Source organism: Bacteroides faecis, from assembly GCF_020091505.1.
GTDB classification, from domain to species: domain Bacteria; phylum Bacteroidota; class Bacteroidia; order Bacteroidales; family Bacteroidaceae; genus Bacteroides; species Bacteroides faecis.
On sequence record NZ_CP081916.1, the window covers coordinates 1,586,145 to 1,610,336 of the forward strand.

The 24,192-nt window shown below is 42.0% G+C and carries 20 protein-coding genes and 1 tRNA gene; 3 read left to right on the forward strand and 18 right to left on the reverse strand.

Translation table 11 applies throughout. The annotated features are described in order from the left end of the window. The first annotated feature begins 8 nt into the window (after nucleotides 1-8). Together K6V30_RS06370 and K6V30_RS06375 are read left to right on the forward strand one after the other, a co-directional pair. Nucleotides 9-371, forward strand: coding sequence for a hypothetical protein (locus tag K6V30_RS06370; protein ID WP_055269069.1), 363 nt, complete (start codon nucleotides 9-11; stop codon nucleotides 369-371). Nucleotides 372-711: 340 nt separating this feature from the next. Next, nucleotides 712-1,077, forward strand: coding sequence for a hypothetical protein (locus tag K6V30_RS06375; RefSeq protein ID WP_374692868.1), 366 nt, complete (start codon nucleotides 712-714; stop codon nucleotides 1,075-1,077). A 405-nt stretch (nucleotides 1,078-1,482) separates the two neighbouring features. On the opposite strand, the gene K6V30_RS06380 is transcribed toward K6V30_RS06375, so the two are convergent. Continuing rightward, entirely contained in the window at nucleotides 1,483-2,343 is an 861-nt protein-coding gene (locus tag K6V30_RS06380; RefSeq protein ID WP_055269071.1) for a helix-turn-helix transcriptional regulator, read from the reverse strand. Between the two features lie 239 nt (nucleotides 2,344-2,582). Between K6V30_RS06380 and K6V30_RS06385 the strand changes: the two genes are divergently transcribed. After that, entirely contained in the window at nucleotides 2,583-4,229 is a 1,647-nt protein-coding gene (locus tag K6V30_RS06385; protein WP_055269072.1) for an alpha-L-fucosidase, read from the forward strand. A gap of 15 nt (nucleotides 4,230-4,244) precedes the next feature. On the opposite strand, the gene K6V30_RS06390 is transcribed toward K6V30_RS06385, so the two are convergent. The 17 genes from K6V30_RS06390 to K6V30_RS06470 all read right to left on the reverse strand — a co-directional run bounded on the left by K6V30_RS06390 (nucleotide 4,245) and on the right by K6V30_RS06470 (nucleotide 24,101). Further along, nucleotides 4,245-5,135 carry a carbohydrate kinase family protein gene (locus K6V30_RS06390; RefSeq protein WP_029425238.1) on the reverse strand — a complete coding sequence of 297 codons (891 nt, stop codon included), beginning with the start codon at nucleotides 5,133-5,135 and terminating at the stop codon, nucleotides 4,245-4,247. Nucleotides 5,136-5,194: 59 nt separating this feature from the next. Continuing rightward, nucleotides 5,195-5,276: transfer RNA gene (locus tag K6V30_RS06395), tRNA-Leu, on the reverse strand. A 72-nt stretch (nucleotides 5,277-5,348) separates the two neighbouring features. Then, complete coding sequence (locus K6V30_RS06400; RefSeq protein WP_010536290.1) at nucleotides 5,349-6,371, reverse strand: S41 family peptidase; 1,023 nt, start codon at nucleotides 6,369-6,371, stop codon at nucleotides 5,349-5,351. 55 nt (nucleotides 6,372-6,426) lie between these two features. Continuing rightward, nucleotides 6,427-7,287 (reverse strand): DUF3316 domain-containing protein, encoded by an 861-nt coding sequence (locus tag K6V30_RS06405; RefSeq protein WP_010536291.1) that lies wholly within the window; start codon nucleotides 7,285-7,287, stop codon nucleotides 6,427-6,429. Nucleotides 7,288-7,325: 38 nt separating this feature from the next. Continuing rightward, nucleotides 7,326-9,971, reverse strand: coding sequence for a DNA gyrase/topoisomerase IV subunit A (locus K6V30_RS06410; protein ID WP_010536292.1), 2,646 nt, complete (start codon nucleotides 9,969-9,971; stop codon nucleotides 7,326-7,328). 713 nt (nucleotides 9,972-10,684) lie between these two features. Continuing rightward, nucleotides 10,685-12,028, reverse strand: coding sequence for a Gfo/Idh/MocA family protein (locus tag K6V30_RS06415; RefSeq protein ID WP_055269073.1), 1,344 nt, complete (start codon nucleotides 12,026-12,028; stop codon nucleotides 10,685-10,687). A gap of 87 nt (nucleotides 12,029-12,115) precedes the next feature. Continuing rightward, nucleotides 12,116-12,355, reverse strand: a complete 240-nt coding sequence (locus tag K6V30_RS06420; protein ID WP_055269074.1) for a hypothetical protein — start codon at nucleotides 12,353-12,355, stop codon at nucleotides 12,116-12,118. A 3-nt stretch (nucleotides 12,356-12,358) separates the two neighbouring features. Further along, nucleotides 12,359-13,684, reverse strand: a complete 1,326-nt coding sequence (locus K6V30_RS06425) for a Gfo/Idh/MocA family protein (RefSeq protein ID WP_055269075.1) — start codon at nucleotides 13,682-13,684, stop codon at nucleotides 12,359-12,361. Between the two features lie 4 nt (nucleotides 13,685-13,688). Beyond that, the gene (locus K6V30_RS06430) at nucleotides 13,689-14,456 is read right to left on the reverse strand and encodes an FAD:protein FMN transferase (protein ID WP_055269076.1); all 768 of its coding nucleotides are present in this window, start codon (nucleotides 14,454-14,456) and stop codon (nucleotides 13,689-13,691) included. 55 nt (nucleotides 14,457-14,511) lie between these two features. Beyond that, entirely contained in the window at nucleotides 14,512-15,918 is a 1,407-nt protein-coding gene (locus tag K6V30_RS06435; protein ID WP_055269077.1) for a putative oxidoreductase C-terminal domain-containing protein, read from the reverse strand. A 9-nt stretch (nucleotides 15,919-15,927) separates the two neighbouring features. Then, nucleotides 15,928-16,932, reverse strand: a complete 1,005-nt coding sequence (locus tag K6V30_RS06440; protein WP_055269078.1) for a Gfo/Idh/MocA family protein — start codon at nucleotides 16,930-16,932, stop codon at nucleotides 15,928-15,930. 6 nt (nucleotides 16,933-16,938) lie between these two features. Next, on the reverse strand, nucleotides 16,939-17,724 hold the full coding sequence (locus tag K6V30_RS06445; RefSeq protein WP_008762537.1) for a glucosamine-6-phosphate deaminase: 786 nt from the start codon (nucleotides 17,722-17,724) through the stop codon (nucleotides 16,939-16,941). Next, nucleotides 17,705-18,892 carry an N-acetylglucosamine-6-phosphate deacetylase gene (gene nagA / locus K6V30_RS06450; protein WP_055269079.1) on the reverse strand — a complete coding sequence of 396 codons (1,188 nt, stop codon included), beginning with the start codon at nucleotides 18,890-18,892 and terminating at the stop codon, nucleotides 17,705-17,707. The genes K6V30_RS06445 and nagA overlap by 20 nt, the downstream gene beginning before the upstream one ends. Before the next feature lie 31 nt (nucleotides 18,893-18,923). Continuing rightward, nucleotides 18,924-20,240: a sugar MFS transporter gene (locus tag K6V30_RS06455; RefSeq protein WP_008762539.1), complete on the reverse strand. Its 1,317-nt coding sequence runs from the start codon at nucleotides 20,238-20,240 to the stop codon at nucleotides 18,924-18,926. 143 nt (nucleotides 20,241-20,383) lie between these two features. Further along, nucleotides 20,384-22,582 carry an alpha-N-acetylglucosaminidase gene (locus K6V30_RS06460; RefSeq protein WP_016269716.1) on the reverse strand — a complete coding sequence of 733 codons (2,199 nt, stop codon included), beginning with the start codon at nucleotides 22,580-22,582 and terminating at the stop codon, nucleotides 20,384-20,386. Between the two features lie 27 nt (nucleotides 22,583-22,609). Next, a complete protein-coding gene (locus K6V30_RS06465) occupies nucleotides 22,610-23,791 on the reverse strand; it encodes a DUF4855 domain-containing protein (RefSeq protein WP_008762541.1) in 1,182 nt (393 codons plus the stop codon). A 22-nt stretch (nucleotides 23,792-23,813) separates the two neighbouring features. Continuing rightward, complete coding sequence (locus K6V30_RS06470; RefSeq protein WP_055269080.1) at nucleotides 23,814-24,101, reverse strand: SGNH/GDSL hydrolase family protein; 288 nt, start codon at nucleotides 24,099-24,101, stop codon at nucleotides 23,814-23,816. Between the last annotated feature and the right edge of the window lie 91 nt (nucleotides 24,102-24,192).

Here is a 24,192-nt window from a genome sequence, read left to right on the forward strand (position 1 = left end):
ATTGAAGTATGAGATGTTTTGAACCTTTCAATTACATACTATTCTTTTTTGTGATATTGTGTACATCTGTATCATGTAATGATGATGAAAAGAATGAAGAAGAGATAATGACTCTTACGATATCACCTCATAAAGAAAAGATACATGATCCGGTGATTAATGTGGATTATTATGTCTACATAGCTTATGATGTTAATAATAATAAAATCGTCATTAATAGAATTGTTGATTTTGATGATATTTATGAGGAAGGGTATAGGTATGTTGTTGAAGTGAAGGCAGTTAAAAAGCATAACGGTAAACCATATGAAGATGAAATATATACTTATGATTATTATTTAATAAGAGTTCTTGAAAAGCTAAAAGAATGAATATCAATGCTCTATTTGTCTGCTGTTTAGACCTCTAAAATAAAAAATGCATGAAGGTGATGATATTAAATTAGTATTACTCTTAGTTTTAATTTAATTGCTATCTTTGTGGGAATGAGTTAAGTTATACCTTTTAAAACTTGTAATATGAAACGTGCTTTAATAATCATCCTTAAAAGGATATGGATATTGCCTGCTACTTATTTGCTCATTTACAAGATGAGAATAAATGAGGAATATCCAAATACTTTCATGCTTATAATGTTGGTCTTTACGATCTTATTGTTGGTGTGTGATTTCTATAAAAATCGAACCGGAATAAACTAATGATATGAAATGTGTGAAAGAAAATAAGGCAGATGTGATGATTATTATACTGCTTATTCTTTGGGGAATATATGAGATATTCGTAGTACCCTTTGAATATGATACTTTGGTATCTATTTTTGTTGGCTTTAATTTGGTGCATCTTTTTCCTTGGTGCTGTAAAGAAACAAGTGCTGAATATTTAAAGATAAGAAATGCTGCCTTACAATATGCTTTCACATTTATCATTGCAGTACTTTGTGCTTTAAAGATTGTCGGAGTTCTGTGTGAACGTATGTTTGATGTTGATGGTCTGAAAATGATATTTATTGGCGTCTTCTTTCAAAGTGTCTATTTCCTGATTGTTAAATTTAAACGTTCGAAGATACATGAAAGGTAATATTAAATTGGCATTATTCTTTGTTCTATTATTGGGACTCTTTACCATTCTTTTATGTACGGAAAGTAGTCGTTGGTTCTCGGCTTCCATTGCAATGATTTTCACAATGAGTGGTGTTTTTCTAGGGCAACTTATTAAGAACAGGAGAAAAAAGTAGTTAATAAACAGAGCGCTGTTTCATCCTTTTTCAAGATAAAACAGCGCTCTGCTTATTGATATTAACGCCTGTATGGCTCTCTTTTAGTACATCTGCTCCGCAGTCTCCATACACCGAATAACATCTTCCTAATGCCTTAATAATCAGCTAGAAATGTTCTCTGCTGTTATAACTTCATAATCAGGTATTATTTGCGGACAAATATTGAAAAACAATGGCTGGATATGGGAGTGTAATTTGCTGTATTATTATTTCTTGTACCTATCTCTGTATTGCTGTGGAGTAACTCCTGTCAACTTTTTAAATAAGCGGTTGAAATAAGAGTGGTCTTCATAAGCCAGCAGATAAGATATGTTCTTTATCGGCATACTGTCTGTTATCAATATAAGCTGTGCTTTTTCTATTTTCTTTTGGTTGATGTATTGCAATGGTGTGTTGTTTACTTCTTTTCTGAAAAGTCGGATGAAATGATCTTTGGACAGACAGGAGATTGCTGCCAATGAATCTATATCTATTGTTTTATAAATATTCTTTCGGATATAAGAAAGTACTTTTTGAATCCGGTCATCGTTTATTTCTGCCTTAGGCTGGGCGTCTTTTAAGAAACGTGCCATGAGCTGATAAACGATTCCCCGTGATTCTACTTTGTCACAAAAGGTGCGTTGTTTGTTCTTTATGATGTTCTTGATTAATGTGGGGTTGTTATCGTAGCTTGTAGGATCGGATTGTGGTAGCTGCATGGTGGGATTTATTCCGCACAATCTTTTAATAAGAGGCAGTTCTAAATCTCCTGCCGGTATCTCTGTCGGGAAACTAAAGTCCTCCAGGATGCTTGATTCTGATTGGTGGTCTTCGTATATGTGAAGGTAATAATGGGCAAAATGGGTATCACACAAATAACTGTGAGTTGTAAATGATGGAACCAGATAGAGATGATCCGGCTTTAATTCCTGTATCCCTGTCGGCAATAGGATACGGGCAGCCCCTTCGGTTACATAATAAAGTCTGGTGAATGGACTGTTCACGTTTCTCCAATTCCAGTCTGCGTTGTGGATGGCTAGTCCTACGTTTAATATAAGCAAATGTAGCTGGTCAATTGATTGTGTCATGGTTCAAATGATTGAATAGAAAACAAAGCTGCTTGCAAAATAACGATAACTATATTTATTATCCAATGGAAAAGCTATTATTTCATCTTGAATCACTCGTTTTCGTGTCGGAAGAACTGTTTTTAGATATAAAAATCGATAATGTCCTATGTGATGACGTCTTTAGATAGTAGAAATGCCGAATTGCTCTTTATCTTTGCATTCACACAAATGTGGAGGAATACATAAATAACTATACCATGAAAACAAGACTATTATTATTGGCTTCTGCTCTGTTATTATCGTCAGAGATGGCAATGGCTCAGGATTATTCTGTACCTGTCTCAGAAAAGAATGAAAAAATGATGGAAGGAAAGTTTAAGCCTACCTGGGAATCTCTGCGAAATTATAAAGTACCGGAATGGTTTAGAAATGCCAAGTTTGGTATTTGGGCGCATTGGGGACCACAGTGTGTAGAGGGCTCCGGTGACTGGATGGCGCGTGAACTGTATTTTGAAGGTTCAAGGGCTTATAATCATCATGTGAAGCATTATGGGCATCCGTCAGAGGTGGGGTTTAAAGATATTATCCCTCTGTTTAAGGCCGAAAGATGGGACCCGGATAAATTGGTTGCACTATATAAGAAGATAGGGGCACAGTATTTTTTTGCATTGGGCAATCATCATGATAATATGGATCTTTGGGATAGCCAATACCAGCCGTGGAATTCGGTGAATATGGGCCCAAAAAGAGATATTCTGGCGGAATGGGAGAAAGCAGCACGTAAATATGAGCTTCCTTTTGGAATTAGCTTCCATGCCGATCACGCCTGGACCTGGTATGAACCTTCACAGCGTTATGACAGGGAAGGTCCGAAAGCCGGTATTCCTTATGATGGAAAGCTGACTAAGGAGGATGGTAAAGGAAAATGGTGGGAAGGGTATGCCCCCCAGGATTTATATGCACAGAATCATCCGCTGAGTGAAGGCAGCTGGAGCAATGGTATGATCCATAAGCAATGGGCATGGGGAAAGGGTGTTTGTCTGCCTACTCAGGAATATTGTACGAATTTCTATGACCGTACCTTGGATGCTATCAACCGGTATCATCCGGATTTGATTTATTTTGATGTGACTGTACTTCCTTTTTATCCTATCAGTGATGCGGGATTGAAGATTGCCGCGCATTTCTATAATCATAATATGGCGGATCATAAAGGTAAGCTGGAAGCTGTGATGCTCGCTAAGATACTGGATGAACAACAACGTAAAGCTTTAGTCTGGGATGTGGAACGTGGTGCTCCGGATAGGATTATCGAAGAACCCTGGCAGTCGTGCTCATGTATTGGCGGTTGGCATTATAACACTTCTATTTATGAACACAATGGTTATAAATCGGCAGCGTCAGTTGTAAAACTCTTAGTCGATATTGTCAGTAAGAATGGTAATCTGTTGCTCAGCGTTCCTCTTCGGGCAGATGGGACATTTGATGAAAAAGAAGAAGTGATTCTAAATGATTTGGGCGACTGGATGGCTGTTAATAAAGAAGGTATTATTGATACCCGTCCGTGGAAAGTCTTTGGAGAAGGTCCGATAGCAGAATCTTCCGTTCCTATCAATGCGCAGGGCTTCAATGAAGGAACTTATAATAGAGCAACTTCAAAAGAAATTCGGTTTACACAAACTGACAAGAATTTATATGCGATAGTGCTGGCATGGCCGGAAGAGAAACAGGTCATTATTAAATCGTTGGCGGCAGGAAGTGAACAGTATCCCGGGAAGATTAGCAGAATCGACTTGCTAGGTTACGGAAAGGTTACATTCACTCGTACTGATCAGGGACTTATTATTAATATGCCTGATAAACGAGTGAATGAGATTGCTCCGGTGTTTAAAATAAGAAAGTAGATATCTGCTTTGAACTCAGAACATTTGTTCTGCAGTCTTCATACATTGCAATACATCTTCCTTATTCCCACAGAAAGGACCGGATTTTTCAATCTTTAATGTAGACATGGCAGCAGCAAATCGGCCTGCTTCTTCGATACTTGCACCCGATACCCGTCGATATAAATATCCGATTGTGTAGGTGTCTCCACAGCCAGTGGCGTCCACTACTTGCTGAGGCTTATAAGCAGGAATTCGGTAGAAATCTTTTCCATCGAATATGAGAGACCCCATACTGCCTAATGTGACTAATACCTCTTTGACTCCCCATTCATGCAGTTTTCGTGCTGCCTCGTGAGGATCGGAAAGTCCGGTAAGCACTTCCATTTCATGCTCATTCACTTTCAGGAAATGGATATATTGCAGGGCTTCCCGTTTGTCAGTCCAGTCTACCGGATATACATGGGTATCGCGGACTTCACGCAGGTATCCTTGTGAGTCGACAGCTATCAGCCCTTTTTGAGATAACTCCTTAATCACTTCTAAAGAAAAATCATCAGCTAACAGGGACCCGAGGTGATAAATCTCCGCCTCTATTTCCCGGAGTTGAGAAGCGGTGAAAGGATCGGCTTTAGTCAATACACGTTGTGTGCGGTCATCGGGATTTTCTCCATAGATATTCTCAAAGTATACGGAGTGTTTGCTGGGTAATGCAGTAACATTGATCCCAGTTTCACGCAGTTCTTCTACTACCTTTATTTCTGTAGCACCGACGGCTGTAATCAATGCATAGTCAATGTCATTGAAATGACGAATGGCATGTGAACAATAAAAAGCAGTACCTCCAGGCATGTAGACTGTATTTAGAGGAGTGACTACTTTGTCTAAAGTAATATGACCGATGCAGCAAAGTTGATGTTTTTTCATATGTGTAATCAATGAAAAAGCCCTCAAGAATAATCTTGAAGGCTTTCTAGTTTATTTTGTGCGGATGATAGGACTCGAACCTACACGCCTCACGGCACCAGATCCTAAGTCTGGCGCGGCTACCAATTACGCCACATCCGCATGCGTCGCTTTTTGTTTAGCGGTGCAAAGATAGGAAGATTTTCTGATTTGACAAATAATTAGGCAATAAAGTTATTCGCTTAAGATTTCGAAAGCTTTTTCAATCAGCGTATCTTTATGCTTGGACTGGTCTTCTTCAGTCATATCAATGTCTATATCAGGTAAAATACCTTCTTCCAGTGGTTGCATATTTTTGTCGAAATGGGGGCTGGCGGAGAAGCGGATGCTCCACCCGTTTGGCAATTCCGATGTGAAAGGAAGTCCCGAACCGCCTCCTGTCTGGTCACCGACTTGGATGATATTGCCGTTGTCTATGCTACGCATCAGATTAACAAAGTCGTTGGTTGCACTGTAGCAACGGCGGTTGGTCAGTATGACGACTTTCTTTTGCCACCGGATGCTGTTGGAAGGTTCCAAATAGATTGGTTCCGGTTTGGAGAAGTCGCTATGTCCTGTTCCCGTCTTATGCTGTATATATCCGGTCAGGATTTTATTGTTGGTGAATCGGGCGGCGATGCGGGAAGAATTGGTCAGGTTACCTCCTCCGTTGTCACGTACATCGATAATCAGTCCGTTGCAGGTGGCCAGATAGACAAGGATTTCATCCAGATTGCCATCACCAACTCCGGAGCTGAAACTTTCGTAGCGGATATATCCGATATTGTTATCGAATATTTTGTATTTCATACCTGCCGATGTGTAGTAGTCTTTGCTGGCACTACCCAGATAGTATTGGTACAGAATATCTTCCCGGTAGTTCCACGGATATCCCTGATACCATGCATCGTAATAAGAGACACGCTTGGCGGATGAAAGATTGACATGGCCGTCTTTCAGGATATAGAGCATCTCGCTAAGTTTATCGAAAAGGTCGTCATTGGACATGCCCGGCACAATCAGTTTGCTGTATTTCTCATGAACAGCGTCCCAGTCAATGCCTTTCGAGTCCAGAAAGCAATACCGTTCGTCAATGATCTTCCACAGTTGCTCGAAGTTTCCTACAGGATCATCTGCGAAATCATCTTCTCCGATACATCCCGTCTGTATGGGGAGGCAACAGAGCAGCAAAAGTATTTGTATAATTCTATTTCTCATTCTTAATCTTTCAGTTCTTGTCTATAGTCTTTTAATTTTCAACTTTCCACTTATTCTAGTATGCCCTTACCGATGAAGGCAGCCCTGTACCTTTTTTGTTGGAAAGCCGATACAGGTCTTTCACAAACCCTACCATAAATACATGAGAGTAAGTATGTGTCTTAATCCCGTTTACGTTGGATTGCTGCAAATCTGCCAGATAACTGAAACGCATCTTGGTATATCCTATTGGCAGATCGACAGAAAGCATCTGACGAAGGGAGGGCTGATTGTGGAGAGAGGTAAACTGGATGACTCCGCCGGAGTTACCCAGTGAGAAAATTTCGTAATAAGATTGCCCGTAGTGCGGTGAGAACATGAGCCCGATCACCGGCAGGTTGACCTGATAGCGGAGCACCATCGGATAGCGTTTGATTTTCAGGTGCCAGATGGCCATTCCCGAAGCGTCCAGATTGACATATGCCCGTGCAGAAGCCGGATTGTTACTATTGCGAAGGTTGTAAACGAAGCCTCCGTTGGCGTCAAACAGTCCTCCTGCCAGTAACTTGAAGTTTTCGGTCAGACGAAACTGATAATGAAGGCCGTAATTCCAGTTGACGAGTCCGGAAAAGGTATTGTTGTTGTCTGCGCGGTTATGTGTATAGCCGACGTCTGCCTGAAAGAAGTTCTGCACAGAAACATTTCCGTCGAACAATTTTGTCATCCGAATCGTCTCGCGGGAAATGCGGAAATCTATTCCTTTATATTCCTGAGGCGAAAGATAGGTGTCGAACACGTTGGTAAATCCGACCCCGTACATGGTGGCACGTGTTACATAGCGATGAGCTTGCAGACTGTCGGTCTGCGCCTGTAATCTTGTGCAAAGGGCGAACAGGAGGTATCCTGTCAGCCCTAGGTATAATAAGTTTTTCTTCATTGGCACATTGGGTATTTTTTACCGCATGTATACGTTAGCTAAAACAGCTTCATCTGTCCCGTAATTTCATCAATGATGTCCCCTTCGCTTTTATCGCTGTCCGGGTCCAGATTTTCCGGTTCTTCTGCCGCTTCTTCGGGCTGTTCCTTTACCGGTTCCGGGAAACGGGTAGGTTCAAGCTCGTTGATGGTATCCACCGTGTAGGTAGTGATTCGCTTCCCTTTGGCTTTGAAACCTTTCACTGCGATAAATTCTTCCGCATCAATCACCATCGCTTCACGGAAGCTGTCGTGACCGCCAAATATAACTTCCAGACGAGGATAGTACTCGTCAGTCAGGAGGATCAGACGGGTATTCTTATTTTCTCCCAGATAGTTCTGCTTGCGGTTGGAACCCTCAAAACAGAAACGTTTCAGATATGGATAGTTCTGCTGGTCGGCGTCATAAAGCGCGGCAGTCCATATCTTGTTCGGGTCAAACTTCTCGACAATGCTGACATTGTCCTCGTAATGGTTGCTCAGGTCAAAGTTAGTGGTGTAGAACTCGCCATTGTTGAGCACCACCAGAATGGTGTCGTCGCTTTGGAATTCTCCCAGATATTCTCCCCGTCCATCGTAGTTGAGGCGCAGGATATCACGGTCGAACCATACCTTTCGCCCTCCGAGGGTGGAACCGCCTTTTTGCTTCAAGGCAATCTTATGAACCGGCAGACGGGTGAGGATCACTCCTTGTGCCTGACGTCCTTTGATGCTGATTTCGCTGAAATCACGTTCGAAGATAATGCGTCTTACGCGTGGGTTCGGCTTTAATGTCACTTTGATGATTTCGGCTTCTCCGTTCGGGTTGGCGCTGAAATAAGTGATACGTGAGTCTGGCGTTCCCTGTGTGACATCGTATTCACGGTCACGGACAACACCTGTTACAGCAAAGCGTTTGATATAGGTCGTTCCTTCTTTGCCGTCCCGATAAGTGATGTTGTAGATGGTTCGCTTGTCATTCTTCTTGAAGACATTGACATAAAGTATGTTTTTGCCTACAAATTTTTTGTCGGCTACCGGGGTGACGATATATTTACCATCCCGGAAGAAGACGATTACATCATCGATATCTGAACAGTTGGCGACGAATTCGTCTTTCTTCAAGGCTGTTCCGATAAATCCTTCTTCGCGGTTGATGTAGAGTTTCTCGTTGGCTTCTACCACTTTGGCGGCTTCGATGGTGTCGAAGTTGCGCAGTTCGGTGCGGCGCGGGAAGTTCTTTCCGTATTTGTTTTTTAGCATCTGGTACCAGTTTACGGTATAGTCCACGATGTGAGCGAGGTGATCGTCGATTTCGGCAATCTCTTCTTTCATACGGGCGATCAGTTCATCGGCTTTGTCGGTGTTGAACTTCAGGATGCGTCCCATCTTGATTTCCATCAGTTTGAGAATATCCTCTTTGGTTACTTCACGGATAAAGCTCGGATAGAAAGGAGTCAGGCGGTCGTCGATATGTGCGCAGGCAGCGTCCATGTCTTTGGATTGCTCGAACTCTTTGTCTTTATAGATGCGTTCTTCGATAAATATCTTTTCGAGGGAAGCGAAATGGAGTGATTCCAGTATTTCCCCTTTCTTGATTTCCAGTTCCTGTTTCAGCAGTCCCAGTGTGTTGTCTGCCGACTTTTTCAGCACTTTGCTGACAGTGAGGAAGTGGGGTTTGCTGTCATCAATCACACAGCAGTTGGGGGAGATACTTACTTCGCAGTCGGTAAAGGCATATAATGCGTCAATTGTTTTGTCCGATGATGTTCCGGGTGCCAGATGTACCAGTATCTCTACGTTGGCAGCTGTGTTGTCGTCTACTTTACGTATCTTGATTTTTCCTTTGTCAACTGCCTTTAGGATAGAGTCGATGACGGTAGAGGTAGTCTTGCCATATGGAATCTCCGTGATAGCCAGTGTCTTGTTGTCCAGCTTGTTGATTTTAGCACGTATTTTTACCGCTCCGCCACGTTCTCCGTCGTTGTATTTGGCAACGTCGATGGAACCGCCTGTCTGGAAGTCGGGATATAGCTGGAACGACTCTCCACGCAGATAGCTGATAGAGGCATCGCAAAGTTCGTTGAAATTGTGAGGTAATATCTTGGATGAAAGTCCGACAGCAATACCTTCCACTCCCTGTGCCAGCAATAGAGGGAATTTGACAGGGAGAGTCACCGGTTCTTTGTTTCTGCCGTCGTATGACAGTTTCCATTCGGTGGTTTTAGGATTGAATACGATGTCCAATGCGAACTTGGAAAGGCGTGCCTCAATATAACGGGGAGCTGCCGCACCGTCTCCGGTGAGAATATTACCCCAGTTACCCTGACAGTCAATCAGCAGGTCTTTCTGCCCCAACTGTACCAGTGCATCGCCGATAGAAGCATCACCGTGCGGATGGAACTGCATGGTGTGTCCCACAATATTTGCCACTTTGTTATACCGTCCGTCGTCCAGCCGTTTCATGGAATGTAGAATACGTCGTTGCACAGGCTTCAAACCATCGTTGATGTGGGGAACGGCACGTTCCAGAATCACATAAGAAGCATAGTCCAGAAACCAATTCTGGTACATGCCTGTTAACTGATGCTTTACGTTTTCGTCCCGCGCGTCCGCCGGTTTGTAGTCTGAATGTTCTTCCGTTATCTCGTTGATTTCGTCACTCATATATCAATCTTCGCTTTGCTTTTACAACAAATTATCTTCTTTACATCAAAAAAAAGGGGATGTGCACGCAAAAATACGAAATTAATTCATATGAGGACGAAAAGAACTCACGTTTTTTATGATACTGACAACTCCAATCATCCTTTGTTTTCGTGAGTAAACTACCCAGGGACTTGACAACGTTCTTTTTATGTTGTATATTTGTAGTCGGCTATAAAGCCTGACTAAAAACCGAAATTAATGAAAAAAGAATTGTTTATTGCAACATTTATCTGCATGTGTTTACCTCAAAATAGGTGTAATATGCTAACAATATAACAGGAAAAATCAGCCAGTGATAACCTGCTGGGAACTCATGTGTAAACAATGGGCTGTGAATCTTTAGTGGATTTACAGCCTTTTTTGTTGCATAAATTTGAGACTTTTTCTGCAAAAGGAACTATTCGCGTTTATAATAAACTAGAGAGACGTTTCTAATAAACGATGAAAGAATTTATTAGAAACGTTCAAATAGTCATTGTGTAAAAGATAAACTATTTTCAATATATCTCGATGGAGGATGTATAGTATCTCTCTTATAAAGCAGTTGCTATGGTAAACTATAATAACAGATGCGTTCGTTTGCTTTATTATACAAAAAGAGATATGACGCACTGGCGTCATATCTCAATGAAACTTAAACCTAATGAAGAAACCTGAGGGGAGAATGCGGATTATACCCTTATTTCCCAACCTTTTTCGTATTCTCTTCCCCAAAGCTTGTTAGCTTCCAAATCATTGAGAATACGTCCGCTACCCGGATCAATGTTTAAAGAATGACCTACGCGCTGTGCAATATTGCCGAGTTGTACAAGCTGTGTACTGATACAGGCATCTACGATGCCGGAGTTCAGCTTGCCTCCTTTGCGGATAGCGTCAAACCAGTTTTCGAAGTGAAAGGCGTCCAGCTTTTCCGATGGATTTAATAGATTGCCGGTTTCAAACTTCAAATTACTTTTTACGTCCTTGATAACTTTACCCTGTAAATCTGTTATTTTATATTCATTACCGCCACTGATAAAGAGCGTACCTGTTTCTCCGTAGAAAGCCGTACCTACTCCGAATCCGTCTACCGGAGTACTGTTGCAGCTACGCCCTTCCCAGGAACAGGAAGCTTCGTCACCGAACTGGAAGGAAATGAGTTGTGTATCCGGTGTTTGCCAGTCGTCCTGAAACCGGTATCTCCCCCCGATGGAGTCTACCTTTGTCGGATAGTCCACACCCAGCCCCCAACGGAGTATGTCGACAAAGTGAGTTCCGTTATTCAATGCTTCACCTGTACCCCAGTTCCAGAACCAGTGCCAGTTGTAATGAATATAATTGTCTTTAAAGTCAGCCACACGAGGTGCCGGCCCTTGCCATAAATCCCAGTCCAGATAATCCGGTACAGGCATGACTTTACCTGTTCCGATCGAAGGACGATTGTTGACATACCAAGACTTGGCATACCTCACCTTGCCAATCGTTCCTGACTTGATTTCTTCTATTGCTTTGATTACATTCGGCCACGAACGGCGTTGGTTGCCGACTTGGACAATACGGTTGTATTTGAGAGTGGCGCGCATCAGCATTTCATTTTCCGCCGGATTATGGCTGGTCGGTTTTTCCAGGTAGACATGTTTGCCTGCCTGCATAGCCATGATAGCCGCCTTTGCATGCCAATGGTCGGGAGTAGCGATAACTACTGCTTCAAAATCGGTTGATTCCAGCATTTTGCGGATGTCCTTTTCTCCCTTCGGAGTACGTCCGCTGATTTTATGTATGTCTGCCTGACATTTCTCTAGTGCTCTTGAATCAACATCGCAAAGATAGGTTACTTCGCAACCTTTCATTTTAGCAAATCCTTGTGCCAGGGCATTCCCTCTGGAGTTAACACCAATAACCCCGATACGTATTTTGTCGTTTGCACCTAGAATTTCTTGATAACTATTGGCACCGAATCCGGGAATGATACTTCCCAAAGAAAGGGCGGCTGTACCTGCTACTGTCTTTTTTATAAAATCTCTTCTTGTAGTCATAGTATTTATTTTTTTTCAAAATTAAGCTGTTATTAGGTAATATCAGACTTCTTTTCCGTTAATTGGTCTTCAAAAAACGTCAGGATGCTATTTTTTCTTTCGAAAAAAGTAGCGCAGTCCAATAAAGAGTATACGGGGAATCCATTGTATGAAATAGATAAAGAGGCTGATTACAAAAACATATCCGAGTTGGGTGAACGTTTCAATCCAGGGACGTGTATATGCCACAATAGCAGCAATATTAATCACGAAAGCGAGAAGAAAGCATACCAGGTAAATGTTTCTTTCCCTTCTGATTTTCTGGGAGGTAATAATGATATCTTTCATAACTTAAAATTTCATGTAAGGGATTTTATATTCATCTGGGAAAAGGATGCGGCGCTCTTCTTCCATGGCCTGATTGCCGAGCAGGCAAAGTACCGTGGAACAATAAGCTTCTTCTACTACATTCTGTGCTTTTTCGCCGGTGATACACGACTGGCAGAACGAAGAGAGGATAATATCTGAACCGTCTTTATCAGCTCCGATCATGCTCAGACCATTGTTGACCTGAATATCTCCCTCGATGATGAAGTGAGGGGTATACTCCATTTTGGTTTCCGGGCGCCAGCTGGGACCTGCTGTAGGGATTGCTGCAAATACTTTGTCTTTCACTTGCCCGATCAGTTGCCGTATTCCTGATGTTGAATGGTCTTCTTCCAGATAGTAAATTCCTTTTGCCATTTCCATAGTACCTTTATGTCCCAGAATCTGGTCTTCCATGCCATTGAATTTATTGGAAATCAATGATTCGTAAGCAATTTTAGCTCCGTCGGAGTACCGGTAAGTTACATTTACGCTGTCATATACTTCACGTCCGTCTTTCCAGTAGACAATATCGCCCATACCGATAATGCTTTCCGGCATTCGCCGGGCTGCCCAGTTGCAGACTTCCAGCTGGTGGCAAGCTAGTTCGGTCATTAGTCCGCCGGAACTTTCTTTATACAATCGCCAGTTTATTTGACGTTCCAGTTCCGGAGAAGGAACAGGGCGGCGCCAGTCTGCATTTCTAAACCAGTGGCAACGCATTCCTACAACGTCTCCAATGAGTCCGGAATGAATCATTTGCATCCCTTTGATGTACTTCTCGTCATACATCCGCTGCATGCAGAAGTAAAGTACCTGACCGGTATTTTGGTAAGCGTCATAAATAGCCTTACACTCGTCTAAGGTACGTGCCATTGCCTTTTCGCAAAACACATGTTTGCCTGCTGCCAATGCGTCCAATACAATAGGAGCATGCCAGTTCAGCGGAGTGGAAATAATGACTCCGTCGATATCTGCCGATTCCAGTAATTGACGATAATCTGTGTATGGTTTGGCATCCGGACACAAATCTAATGCTTGCTGAAGGTTAGGAGCGTAGTTGTCGCAAACTGCGACAATCTGTGCATGCGGAATTTCCTTCAGGTTATGGATATGGTACTGTCCTCTGGAACCTGTTCCGATTAAAGCGATCCGTGCTTTCTCGTTGCGTATCTCTTTGAGCTTTTCAGGGGTGCAGGAAGACAACCAGGGTGTTGTGCTGAGTAAAGCGGTTCCTCCTGCAATGTATCCCAGACTTTTTATAAACTGTCTAAGACTTAAGTCTACTCCTTTTTCTGTATTTTTCGTCATATTTTTATAGAGTATATATGTTTCCTTGTATATTTTTAAAATGTGTACTGATCTGCTTCCGTTGATTATTGTCCGCGATCATCCAGACTGTGCTGAGCACTTCTGCATCCAGTGGGTCACTGGATATGATAGTCGTAATTTTCTTCTGGTTGTTGTAGGTACCGGTGAGCGGATTTATAATATGTCCGGTGTATTGCATTGTATTTCCCGATGTGGACAATGTGTTGTCCGCAAGACTGAATTCGTTGAGGGACTGTTGACTATATGGATTTAATAAGCTGACTTTCCAGCAGTCACCATAAGGATGACGGCCAATTCCCATAATAGAACTATTCCCGAAATCAATGAAAGCGTCCCGTATATTTCCTTGTAGAAGAATCTCCTGAATCTTTTTTAGTGCATACCCTTTCGCAAAACCGCCGAAATCAAGAGAAAGCGGCGGATAGGCAGTAGATATATGCCTGTTGTCGTGAAACTGTATGAGAGAGAAATCTTTCAGCGTGATATCGAAAAGATGAAAAGTCTTTTCATAGTAAGACCGGCAAAGCTGAAGAATCGTCCCGAACTCCGGGCTGACAGGTACTGGAGTTTGAGAAGAGAGTTTTAATTGGGCTGCTTCGCTTTTCGGGTCAAAGCGGTTCAGCATCCTTTCCAATCTTTCCAACTCATTGGTAATGACCGGCCAAAGCTTATTTAAGTACTCCCTATTGGGATGAATCATTAACATGTCGAAACGTGTCCCCATAACATGAGGAATGAATCCATGAAACATGGATTCATTTTCGTAATATTTTGTCTCTGTCCTTAACACTGACCTGATCCTTTATTTATTTTTCTTTCTTGGCAAGTTCTACAGCTGTTGTGGTAATATAATATTTGGATATTGTATTCTCATTTTCCCATTGCGGCATGTTCTTATCATGCAGATAAGTCAGGAACGATTCCGCTACTTTACTGAAGTGAGCTTCATGGCCTGATCTGTTTTCCTGTGGAATATCAATCAGATAAGTTCCATTACCCATATCTTTGATAAATAAAAACGGAGATTTTGCCTGTAACCGTTGGATTGTTTTTTGTAGCTGATCTTCAAATCCGGCACTATCCATGTCAGGGCTTTTTTGAATATAGAGTTGTTTGACAAAACCGCTTTCCTTATCTTGAATGGTTTTCAATGTGGCTTTACTTCCTTTTTTGATAGAAGTAAAAGTGTCACCGCCGCCCTTTGGAGGAGTATAATTCCAGGTAACCTTCATGTTTACGTGGATGCCCTTTACTGTATAATGAAGAGTACCGTTTGCTAAAACCTCCAGTACATTGTCTTTTACGTACTTGTTTAAGTAAGATGGAAAAGTATCGACTAAAGTTGATTGGGTGAACTCCGGTAATGTGATATGGGTAGCCCAATGTTCGGCTGTCAATACCTTGACATCCGATTGATAGTGGATAGCCTCGTCCGGGAAGCATTGCCAATTAACTAAATCGATGAGATGAGTGGTCACATCAGCTATACCTTCACCCTGTTGGGCCACATCGTAGTACCATGCTGGGCGGGTCAATGGTTTGCCGGACACCGTTTTGAAGAAATGATGCACACTCTCCATACTGACCGTCGGTTCAGTGAGTGAACCTTGCAGTAATTCACCGAATATCTCCGGGGTATGTAGTAACTCTCTTTCTATGATATTAAGAATGTCATATCGTTCAGTCATCAGATCATAGAGAAGTAATCCCTTTTTCTGGGCTAATTGATAGGCTGTTGCCAGTAAATCAAAATCCTGCCTGTTGATAGCCAACGGTTTGTCGGAAAGAACATGGTAGCCTGCTTTGATCGCTTCCAGAATATATTTTGTCTTTTTTTGATTGTTTCCGGCTAAGACAACAACATCTCCTTTACGATCGGAAAGCATTCTGGAAAGGTAATCTTCTCCTATATATGCCTCTTCTTCCCAGGCTGTAGGACTTTCTGTCCGTTGATTGTAAGAATGAATATTATTCAAATATTGCTTGACTTCTACTCCTTCGGGAGCATATACCCGGACAGTGTCATTGACGGCAGCTAACGCGTTTTTTTGTAACAAACTGGCGTGAAAATGTCCCGGGTCAAGCACTACTAATTCTATGCCGTGTCCCATTTCTTTGTTATGATGGTTACTAGTCTGTTTCTTGGAAAAAGTGCAGGAAGCAATCAATAATGAAATAGACAATATGCCGATATTCTTAAACGTGTACTTCATGTGTTGTCTTTATTTATAGGACTTGATTAATTTCCGGGCATCTTTCAATCCTTCCTGATAGGCTTCTTCCATAGAGACAATTTTCCCATTTTGCTCTTTGCTCATGTTAGAAGCTTTCATAAAGGTGAAAATTTCGATTGTTTCTTCTTTGGAGATAGGAGCTACTCCGGTTTTGAAGAACTTTAATATCTGGTCAAGTAGTACTTTGTAGCCTGCATATCCTCCGGCAGGAATTGCTTCTTTGGAGGTATATGCCGTACCTCCATAAATAGACGGTCCTTCCTTGATTCCTCTGAAAGTACCTATCCGGCCATCTTTCCAGCGTCCAACTACTACATCCGCTTCTTTGGAGGACATACGGTTGACAGATGCACAACCGGTTCCCATTAATGTATATAGTGTTTCCACTCCATGAATACCATAAAAGCCAAAGTCCGGGTGAGTCGGTTCTACCTTATGCGGAGAATAGCAGTCTGCTCCCAGAATCTTGCCGAACTCCCCCTTTCTCAATTTCTGATTTTGTGGAGAATATCGAAGTGCGGAAGAAGAAAAAATAGGAACATTGTATTTTTCAGCCATTTCGTAGATGGCAATTGCTTGTCCCAAAGTAGCTCCGACAGGCTTGTCAATATAGCATATCTTTCCGGACTTAAAGACTTCCATTGCTTGTTCCAGATGGATTCTTCCATCATTTGTTTCGAGCATGACACAATCTACTTTGTCGAGTAACTCTGCTATGGAAGAGGTGATTTCTACCCCGTGTTTTTTAACTTCTTCTATGTATCCGGGAATCCGTTCATAACTGGACTGGATCGTCTTTGAACCATAAGGATAGGCAGCTACGACTTCGAACTCTTTCACAAATTCGTCATCGGAGTCTCCGTTCAGTAGCTCGGTGAAGGCTGTAGAATGGGAGGTGTCGAGTCCAATAATTCCTATTTTGATTACATTCTGTGCATGTAGTCTGAAGCTGACAGACAAGAAAGCAAGGAGGATAAATAAGATATTTTTCATATGTATTTATAAGTTTATTCGTTCTGCACTTTCAGGATCCAAATATAAACAAGAATTTTCTTTTTTGCGTAATATACTGGCCGGACATTTTTCGGAAATTTCTCCATAAAGAGTGTTGTATACTGCATTGGCTTTATTTTTAAAAGGCACAATGCAGAACATCCAGTCCGCTTTTAATAAGGCTGGAATGGTAAGAGTCAGTGCTTTAGCAGGAACAAGGTCGAATGCTTCAAAGCATTTTTCATTCACTTGTTGCTGGCGACATATCGGGTCGAGTTCTACTACTTTAACTAAATGGGAGTCGTTGAAATTGGCTACATCCGGATCATTGAATGCAATATGACCGTTTTCTCCAATTCCCAGACAGACAATATCGACAGGATGACGAAGCAGCAATTCGGAATAACGTTTGCATTCTTCTTCAAGGTTTTCTGCTTGTCCGTTCAGATAGTTTACAGTCTTGAACGGGACTTTGTCGAAGATGCGCTGACGGAGAAAATTTCCGAAACTTTGTGGGGCTTCCGGATGAATACCGATGTATTCATCCATGTGGAAAGCGTTGATTCTGCTCCAGTCAATCTGTTTACTGTGAATAAGATGACTTAAGAATTCATTTTGTGAAGGAGCTGCGGCAAAAATCATATTGATTTCAGCTTTCTCTTTGAGAAGTTCGCATATTTTGTTAGTAACTTCTGTCGCAGCACATTTCCCCATCTGTTGGATAGAAGGGAACATTTTGACTGTTAATAGATCTTGTTGAAACAGGTATGTTTCATTGATTGTAGATAACATGGCCTTTTGATATAGTTGTTGTTACGTTAATTTGATTGTCGAAGATGACGATGTCGGCATCTTTACCTTCCTCCAAAGAACCCTTTTGGGAATCCACATGCAGAATGCGGGCGGGGGTAAGGGTTATCATTCGGATAGCATCGATTAGGGGTATGCCGGCTATATTTATCATGGTTCTTACCAAACGATCGGCGGTAGCTACGCTTCCGGCAAATGCCGAACGGTCGGGAAGCTTGGCTACTCCGTCTTCAATAATAACTTTCTGACCGTTGGTCAGGCTGCCCAATATGGATTCACCGTCCGGCATTCCCGCACCTCGCATGGCATCTGTGCAAAGTGCTGTTTTATCGGCCCCCTTGAACTTATATACGAATTGTAGTAAAGGTTTGGGCAGATGAATGCCGTCCGCAATGATTTCTACTGTCATACCATCAATCAGATAAGCTGCCTCTACCACACCTGCATAGCGATAGGCATTTCTACGGGTGATGGTTGACATCGCTGAATATAAATGAGTGATATGAGTATACCCTGCTTCGTATGCTTTTACCACTTCTTCATAAATGGCATCGGTATGTGCGATGGATGGGAGGATGTGACAGCTATTGAGCTTTTCCCCCAGTTCAACTGCTCCTGCCAGTTCCGGAGCAATACTCCACCGTACAATATCTTGTGAAGCTTCCAGTATTGTGTTATATTCGTCCGGATGAGGCGTTTTCAAATGATTGGGGTCTTGGGCTCCACGCTGCTTAGGCGAGAAGTAGGGCCCTTCCAGATGCAGCCCGATAAATTGGGCACCTTTTTTATTAAGACTTTTGGCTTTTTGATAAACGGCAAAGGTCGTCATTAGCTCTTCGTTTGTGCTGGTCAGTGTTGTAGGTACCATGGCTGTTGTTCCATATCTGGCATGAGTTTCGGCTACTCCCAGAAAGGCCTCTACGGTTCCATCCATAAAGTCATGACCTCCGCCACCGTGAACATGTATATCGATAAATCCTGGGGAGACATATTGTTGGTTGGCATCTATGATCCGGTCGTCAGCTTGAGGAATATATGCTTCGGATGATACAATCTGTTCTATCTTACCATTCCGGCAAACCATTATTTTATTGGTTTCGATGCCGGTAGGGAGTATTAGTTCTCCATTGATAATAATCAGTCTTTCCATTTTTTAAATTTTTAATGTCTTATGTTCAGTCTTATCTCCAGGAGTTGATTTTATGCCCTTTGATGGCAAAGAATACCAGATAGATAAAGCAAGGAATAAGTACCCAGTAACCGATACGCAAACTGTACTGGTCGGCAAAGTGACCATATACCAAAGGTAAGATGGCATTGCCGCATAATCCCATAATCAGCAGAGAGGAACCGGTTTTGGTGAATTTGCCTAACCCATGAATGGAAAGAGGCCATATTCCTGCATAGATCAGAGCGTTGGGAAAACCTAAAGCATTCAGGAAGAAGATGGAAGCATTGGCTTGATGACCGAATAATGTCATATCGAAGTCTGCCCATACCACTCCGAATGAGAGAGCCAAACCTAGTAATGTACACCCTATCAGTGCATTTTTCTGGGAAATGTATTTAGGGATAAGGATGATACCAAGTATATATCCTATCATTGTACATCCCAGTGTGTAAGAAGGGAATACTTTTGCTTCCAGTAAATCCATCCCCATAGAGTTAGCGTAATTGATTATAGTGTCAATGGCTATAACCTGTGTACCTACATGAAAGAAAATGGCCAATGCACCTAATATGAGGTATGGAAAGTCGAGAATGCTTTTTTTGTCAGTATGTTTATTGTCCTGTTCATCAGTGGCATTCTGCTCGTCAGTATTTATTTCCGGTAATACGGAGTAGCGGATACCGATACCTGTCAGCAGTAAGATGATGCCCAGAATAATGTATGGGATAATGACACGTTGTATCAATTCATTGAGCATGGCGTTCTTTGTTGCTTCGTCCAGTGCACCGGATTCAATTAATGCAAAGAGTTCACTGTCGTTTGCTTTCAGAATAAGGGCAGCGAATATGAGCGGGGAGATAATTCCTGCCACTTTATTGCAGATTCCCATGATGCTGATACGTCGTGCTGCACTATCTATCGGACCGATAATGGTGACATAAGGATTGGCGGCTGTCTGCAAAATAGCCAGGCCGGTGCCAATAGAAAACAAGCCGATGAGAAATATTTCAAATTGCCGTGCCAGAGCTGCCGGGACAAAGATAAAGGCTCCCAAAGCAGTCAGCATAAAGCCATACATGATTCCTTTTTTAAATCCAACTTTCTTCAATAGAATGCCCGAAGGAATGGCCATGACAAAGTATGCTATATAGAAAGCAAAGGCTACAAAATAGGATTCAAAATGGGTAAGCTCGCAAGAAATACGGAAGTATGGAATCAGTATGGAATTGACCCATGATACGAATCCGAATATAAAGAACATACCGGCCAGAATAGCCAGAGATATATAATAAGTTTTTTTTCTTGCCGAAGGTTGATTGTTTCCCATAAATTGGTCTTTTATAGTATGTATTTATATAATTGATAAAACAAAGGTAGGACATTCGATTTCTTTCTTCTCTGTGAAAAACGAAAAGCTACATTCAAAAAACGTATCTTTTGAAGCGCCTGTTTGTCGAATGTCCGCCTTCATTATTGTGCTTTGGTAAAGTACGTATCGTATTTTAAGATAAGACTGTCTGCTATTTGAATCGGGTCTTCCTCTGAAACAATAGGGAAAGAGTCTTTCTGTAGTGTCCAGTTGTATTCAAATTGCGTAATGTCCTGGTGGAATTTGTCTTCGTCAAAAGGTTTATCTTCCGAAACAGCAGCGATGACTCCGTCTGTGAAACGTTTCCAACGTTCCCGGTAGAAGCTTCGGGTAAGTCCGCCCCAGCCTCGATTGGCATAGTCATTCAGTTGGGTGTCCTGTTGCCCCCATACGGTCAGGATACAGCGTGCATTTTCTTCATAGTAATCCTTTTCCGACACGGTTGCACCACAGTTTCTGGCGTCTTGTAACCATTTCCCGATGGATAGAGTCGCGTCACAGGAAAGGAGGCGGTCTACGTCAAGCAAGAGGTTGTCCATACGGGTACTCCATTCTCTCATGCCTGTTGTATCTTTCCGGTTATAGCAAGCGGTAAACTGATCTCTATATTCGGAGAACAAGTTTCCTAGTACTTGTCTTCCGATATTGATTACGTCAAAGCGAAAATCACTATTGTTGATGTTCCGGGCTTTTAGTAGCTCTTTCCATATTTGCCATAAGTCGTTATTTGCGTAATGTATGCCGGGGTTTGTATTCCAACTTTTAGTTCCCGTTAGTCTGGGGCGTGCGTTCATTAATACCGATTGACCGCATGTGGCATGTTCGGTATAAATTTTCTGATGCAAGGCTCTCCACGCTTTGATGATATTGGCATCCTGATTTCCTCCTCTGCACATGGACCAGTTGGTTATCCATTGATCGGTAGTGACAGGATAATCCCATGCCTGGTCAAATACAAATTCGTACATAAGAGGGTTTACATCAAAGCCTTCAAGAGTTGCTCCCAAGCCATAGACATTGTCTCCTCCCTCCTTGAAGAGTCGTTTAATCTTGAAATCAATATCATTCAGATTGCCTGCTATCATCGTATTGCCGCCAAAATTACCCAGATAACACCAAATATAGGGATTCCCGTAATATTTTTCAGTATTTCGCCAGATTTCTGTATGATCGCAATAGTAATCGAGTAATATCAGTTTGTTATCCGGTACTGCTTTTAGAAAGGAACGGATACGGGGTTGAGTCCATTTCTTTTTGTCATAGAAGAACATCCAGGTCATTTGTAACCATTGGGCTGCTGAGTCTACCTGATGAATCGACTCGTAAATCTTGCTTGAGACATTGGCTAAAAAATCCTCGCTCCAGTCAGGAGAGTCGACTTCATTGAAAGGATCGATTCCATAAATATGGTCAGTACCATATACTTTGGTTTGTTCCTCCAGAAAACGGCGCTGAATGATTGAGTATAATGAGTCCATCGGATCAATAAAATGACTGCGGTATTTTTCATCGAAGCCACCCCACTGACTCATCTGATAGATTTTTGCATTCGGATAAATTGTTTTTAATTCGGCTGGTACATGACCGGCAAATGCTGGTAATACAGGAGTCATATCAAACTCACGTTCTCTTTCGAGAATACGTTTTTGTAATTCCTCCTGATCCTTTAGCCAGGATTGAGGTAGTGGACTTTGCCAGTAATCGACATTGGACATCCGATGCCAGGGAAGATGGGCTGGCCCTGTAAAGTATGAGCGAACCTGTTCGTCGCTCAAACCCATGTCTGTCCATACTTTGTACCAAATGGATTCTTGTCCGGTAATAGCAAGAGGCATGGTGACTCCGTTTAATGCCATCCAGTCTATCAGTCGTTCCCAGTCCTGCCATTTCCAATAGGGCATAGTATAACCGAATGTACAATAGTTGAGAAAAAAACGATTGTCACATTTGGAACGGATATATACTGGCTGAGGTATCTCCGGTAGTACATCAGGCATTTCCACTGTCTCTGAGGCATACCAGGAAACATGGGTATGACAGTAGTTTTTCAGATAATGATTCAAACCGGCAGCCAATGAGTTACGATTGTTACCTTTTATCCGTATTTTCCCTTGACTCGATTCCAGTATAAAACGGTCTGTATCAATAGAATCTGTCAGTAACTCGAATAGAAACGACTGGGCATGCCGGGGAAATAATCTTTGGCACATTTCTTTTAATACAGGAGGGCCTGTTTCTACATTGCGTTGGCAACTGACTATCAAAAATAGCAGGAGTAAGTATAGGTATTTATGATTCATAGAATGGCGATGATTAAACTGTTTATACTAATGTGAACTCCGGATGGGGCGGCTGATGACAAAATTACAGAACTCATGATAGAGTTGGGTATCGGCTGCGTTCCCTGATTTTTTTAGTGTAAGTAGGGATGCACTTCCCTGATAATAGGCAAGGCGTTTTTTCTCCCATATGCCATGTTTCTTGAATGCACTCATATAGTTCTTCAAACGATAAGCCTTTCCTCTGCTATTCAGAGCATTGTCATCAAATTCCAGTTCCATGTGCATATCATACGTGAGTGCTTTCTGGCAGGCATCTTCCAGACGAGAATCGGGGACGGATTCGTTGAAGAAATAATTAGGCTGGAAATAAGCATAATTAAATCCTAGTGATTTCCACTGATTATATCCATCTGCTCCATAATAGGGGATCCAGTTGAAACTATATTTTAGTTTATTCAGGTAGATGGCAACCGCATTTAAAATGTCACGGGTGTCGGTCGCTTTCTCGGCAAGCCAATAAAATCCCGCTAATTCTACATGTTGATAGTTCTTTTCATTGAACTTGGCACGTACCTGATCGATATACCATTTGCAGGCTTTAATTCGGTCGGCAGAGTTGGAAAAGTCAAGCGTCTGGTTATCAATTTTCCCCCAATACTTGGTTGATGAGGATGCTTGTTCCGGGTGTTGGTAGACAATGGGCTCTGGTATACTGATCACAATCTGACGTTTCTGCCGTGGGGTTCCCAAAATGGCAGAGGCCTCTTTGACTGATGCATCTAATGCTCCGATTCCTGTTTCAGATTGGAAGTAATAGTCTATAAGTTTCGTCCAGTCTGCTTGATTGGCTGATTCCAGATTGTACCCTTTGGCGAACATTTTATTAGCGCCTCCTGTACCTGTGTCCATAATTTCTAAAAAGAGGAAGCTGTCGAATAGCCAGTGGGATTGATTGTCGGTATCTACATATCTGATATAAGAACTTACACGTTCTTTATCCCATGTATAGGGAGTGCGATGATGTCCTCCGCCATAAAGTAACACCATATCTGTAGATGTCAGTAACTCGGTGCGGTTCTTTTCCCAATCATAGAATTCTACGACTGGATCGTTTATTTCCGGATCATTCTCGGATGGGAGGGTAGGGACCGTGTGGTCTTCGTCTTGGCAAGCAGCAAGACCACTACCTATACAACAGAGAAAGAGAATAAATAGAATACGTTTCATATTTGCTTTTATTTTATAGGTGTTATTTTAATACTTCTTTATTTGTTTTCAGAGATTTGAAGACACTGTTGACGGCTTTATTCTTTTTGTTTATTTCGATAGCTATTTTCTTGTCGAACAGAGCATGAGCGAATACGGGGTCCTCAATGAATATAATCGGAGTACGTGGATGCTTATCCCGATTTTCTGTATTCTTTGTGGCTTTACCATACAATGGAAATTCGGCAGTATCATAATATTTTAATTGAGCTTCCAAATATTCTGGCAAGCACAAGAATGTAATGAGCAAAATGATGATATGTCTTTTCATAATAAATGGTTGTTTATAAAAGCAATGCAATATACATAAAAAGAAACTTACTATGTATATTGCTATAGCTTTTATGAATATCCGGATTGGG

Coding starts and splice junctions, on each gene's coding strand:
- K6V30_RS06370 (WP_055269069.1), top strand. CDS start 9: ATGAGATGTTTTGAACCTTTCAATTACATACTATTCTTTTTTGTGATA.
- K6V30_RS06380 (WP_055269071.1), bottom strand. CDS start 2,343: ATGACACAATCAATTGACCAGCTACATTTGCTTATATTAAACGTAGGA.
- K6V30_RS06385 (WP_055269072.1), top strand. CDS start 2,583: ATGAAAACAAGACTATTATTATTGGCTTCTGCTCTGTTATTATCGTCA.
- K6V30_RS06390 (WP_029425238.1), bottom strand. CDS start 5,135: ATGAAAAAACATCAACTTTGCTGCATCGGTCATATTACTTTAGACAAA.
- K6V30_RS06400 (WP_010536290.1), bottom strand. CDS start 6,371: ATGAGAAATAGAATTATACAAATACTTTTGCTGCTCTGTTGCCTCCCC.
- K6V30_RS06405 (WP_010536291.1), bottom strand. CDS start 7,287: ATGAAGAAAAACTTATTATACCTAGGGCTGACAGGATACCTCCTGTTC.
- K6V30_RS06410 (WP_010536292.1), bottom strand. CDS start 9,971: ATGAGTGACGAAATCAACGAGATAACGGAAGAACATTCAGACTACAAA.
- K6V30_RS06415 (WP_055269073.1), bottom strand. CDS start 12,028: ATGACTACAAGAAGAGATTTTATAAAAAAGACAGTAGCAGGTACAGCC.
- K6V30_RS06420 (WP_055269074.1), bottom strand. CDS start 12,355: ATGAAAGATATCATTATTACCTCCCAGAAAATCAGAAGGGAAAGAAAC.
- K6V30_RS06425 (WP_055269075.1), bottom strand. CDS start 13,684: ATGACGAAAAATACAGAAAAAGGAGTAGACTTAAGTCTTAGACAGTTT.
- K6V30_RS06430 (WP_055269076.1), bottom strand. CDS start 14,456: ATGTTTCATGGATTCATTCCTCATGTTATGGGGACACGTTTCGACATG.
- K6V30_RS06435 (WP_055269077.1), bottom strand. CDS start 15,918: ATGAAGTACACGTTTAAGAATATCGGCATATTGTCTATTTCATTATTG.
- K6V30_RS06440 (WP_055269078.1), bottom strand. CDS start 16,932: ATGAAAAATATCTTATTTATCCTCCTTGCTTTCTTGTCTGTCAGCTTC.
- K6V30_RS06445 (WP_008762537.1), bottom strand. CDS start 17,724: ATGTTATCTACAATCAATGAAACATACCTGTTTCAACAAGATCTATTA.
- nagA (WP_055269079.1), bottom strand. CDS start 18,892: ATGGAAAGACTGATTATTATCAATGGAGAACTAATACTCCCTACCGGC.
- K6V30_RS06455 (WP_008762539.1), bottom strand. CDS start 20,240: ATGGGAAACAATCAACCTTCGGCAAGAAAAAAAACTTATTATATATCT.
- K6V30_RS06460 (WP_016269716.1), bottom strand. CDS start 22,582: ATGAATCATAAATACCTATACTTACTCCTGCTATTTTTGATAGTCAGT.
- K6V30_RS06465 (WP_008762541.1), bottom strand. CDS start 23,791: ATGAAACGTATTCTATTTATTCTCTTTCTCTGTTGTATAGGTAGTGGT.
- K6V30_RS06470 (WP_055269080.1), bottom strand. CDS start 24,101: ATGAAAAGACATATCATCATTTTGCTCATTACATTCTTGTGCTTGCCA.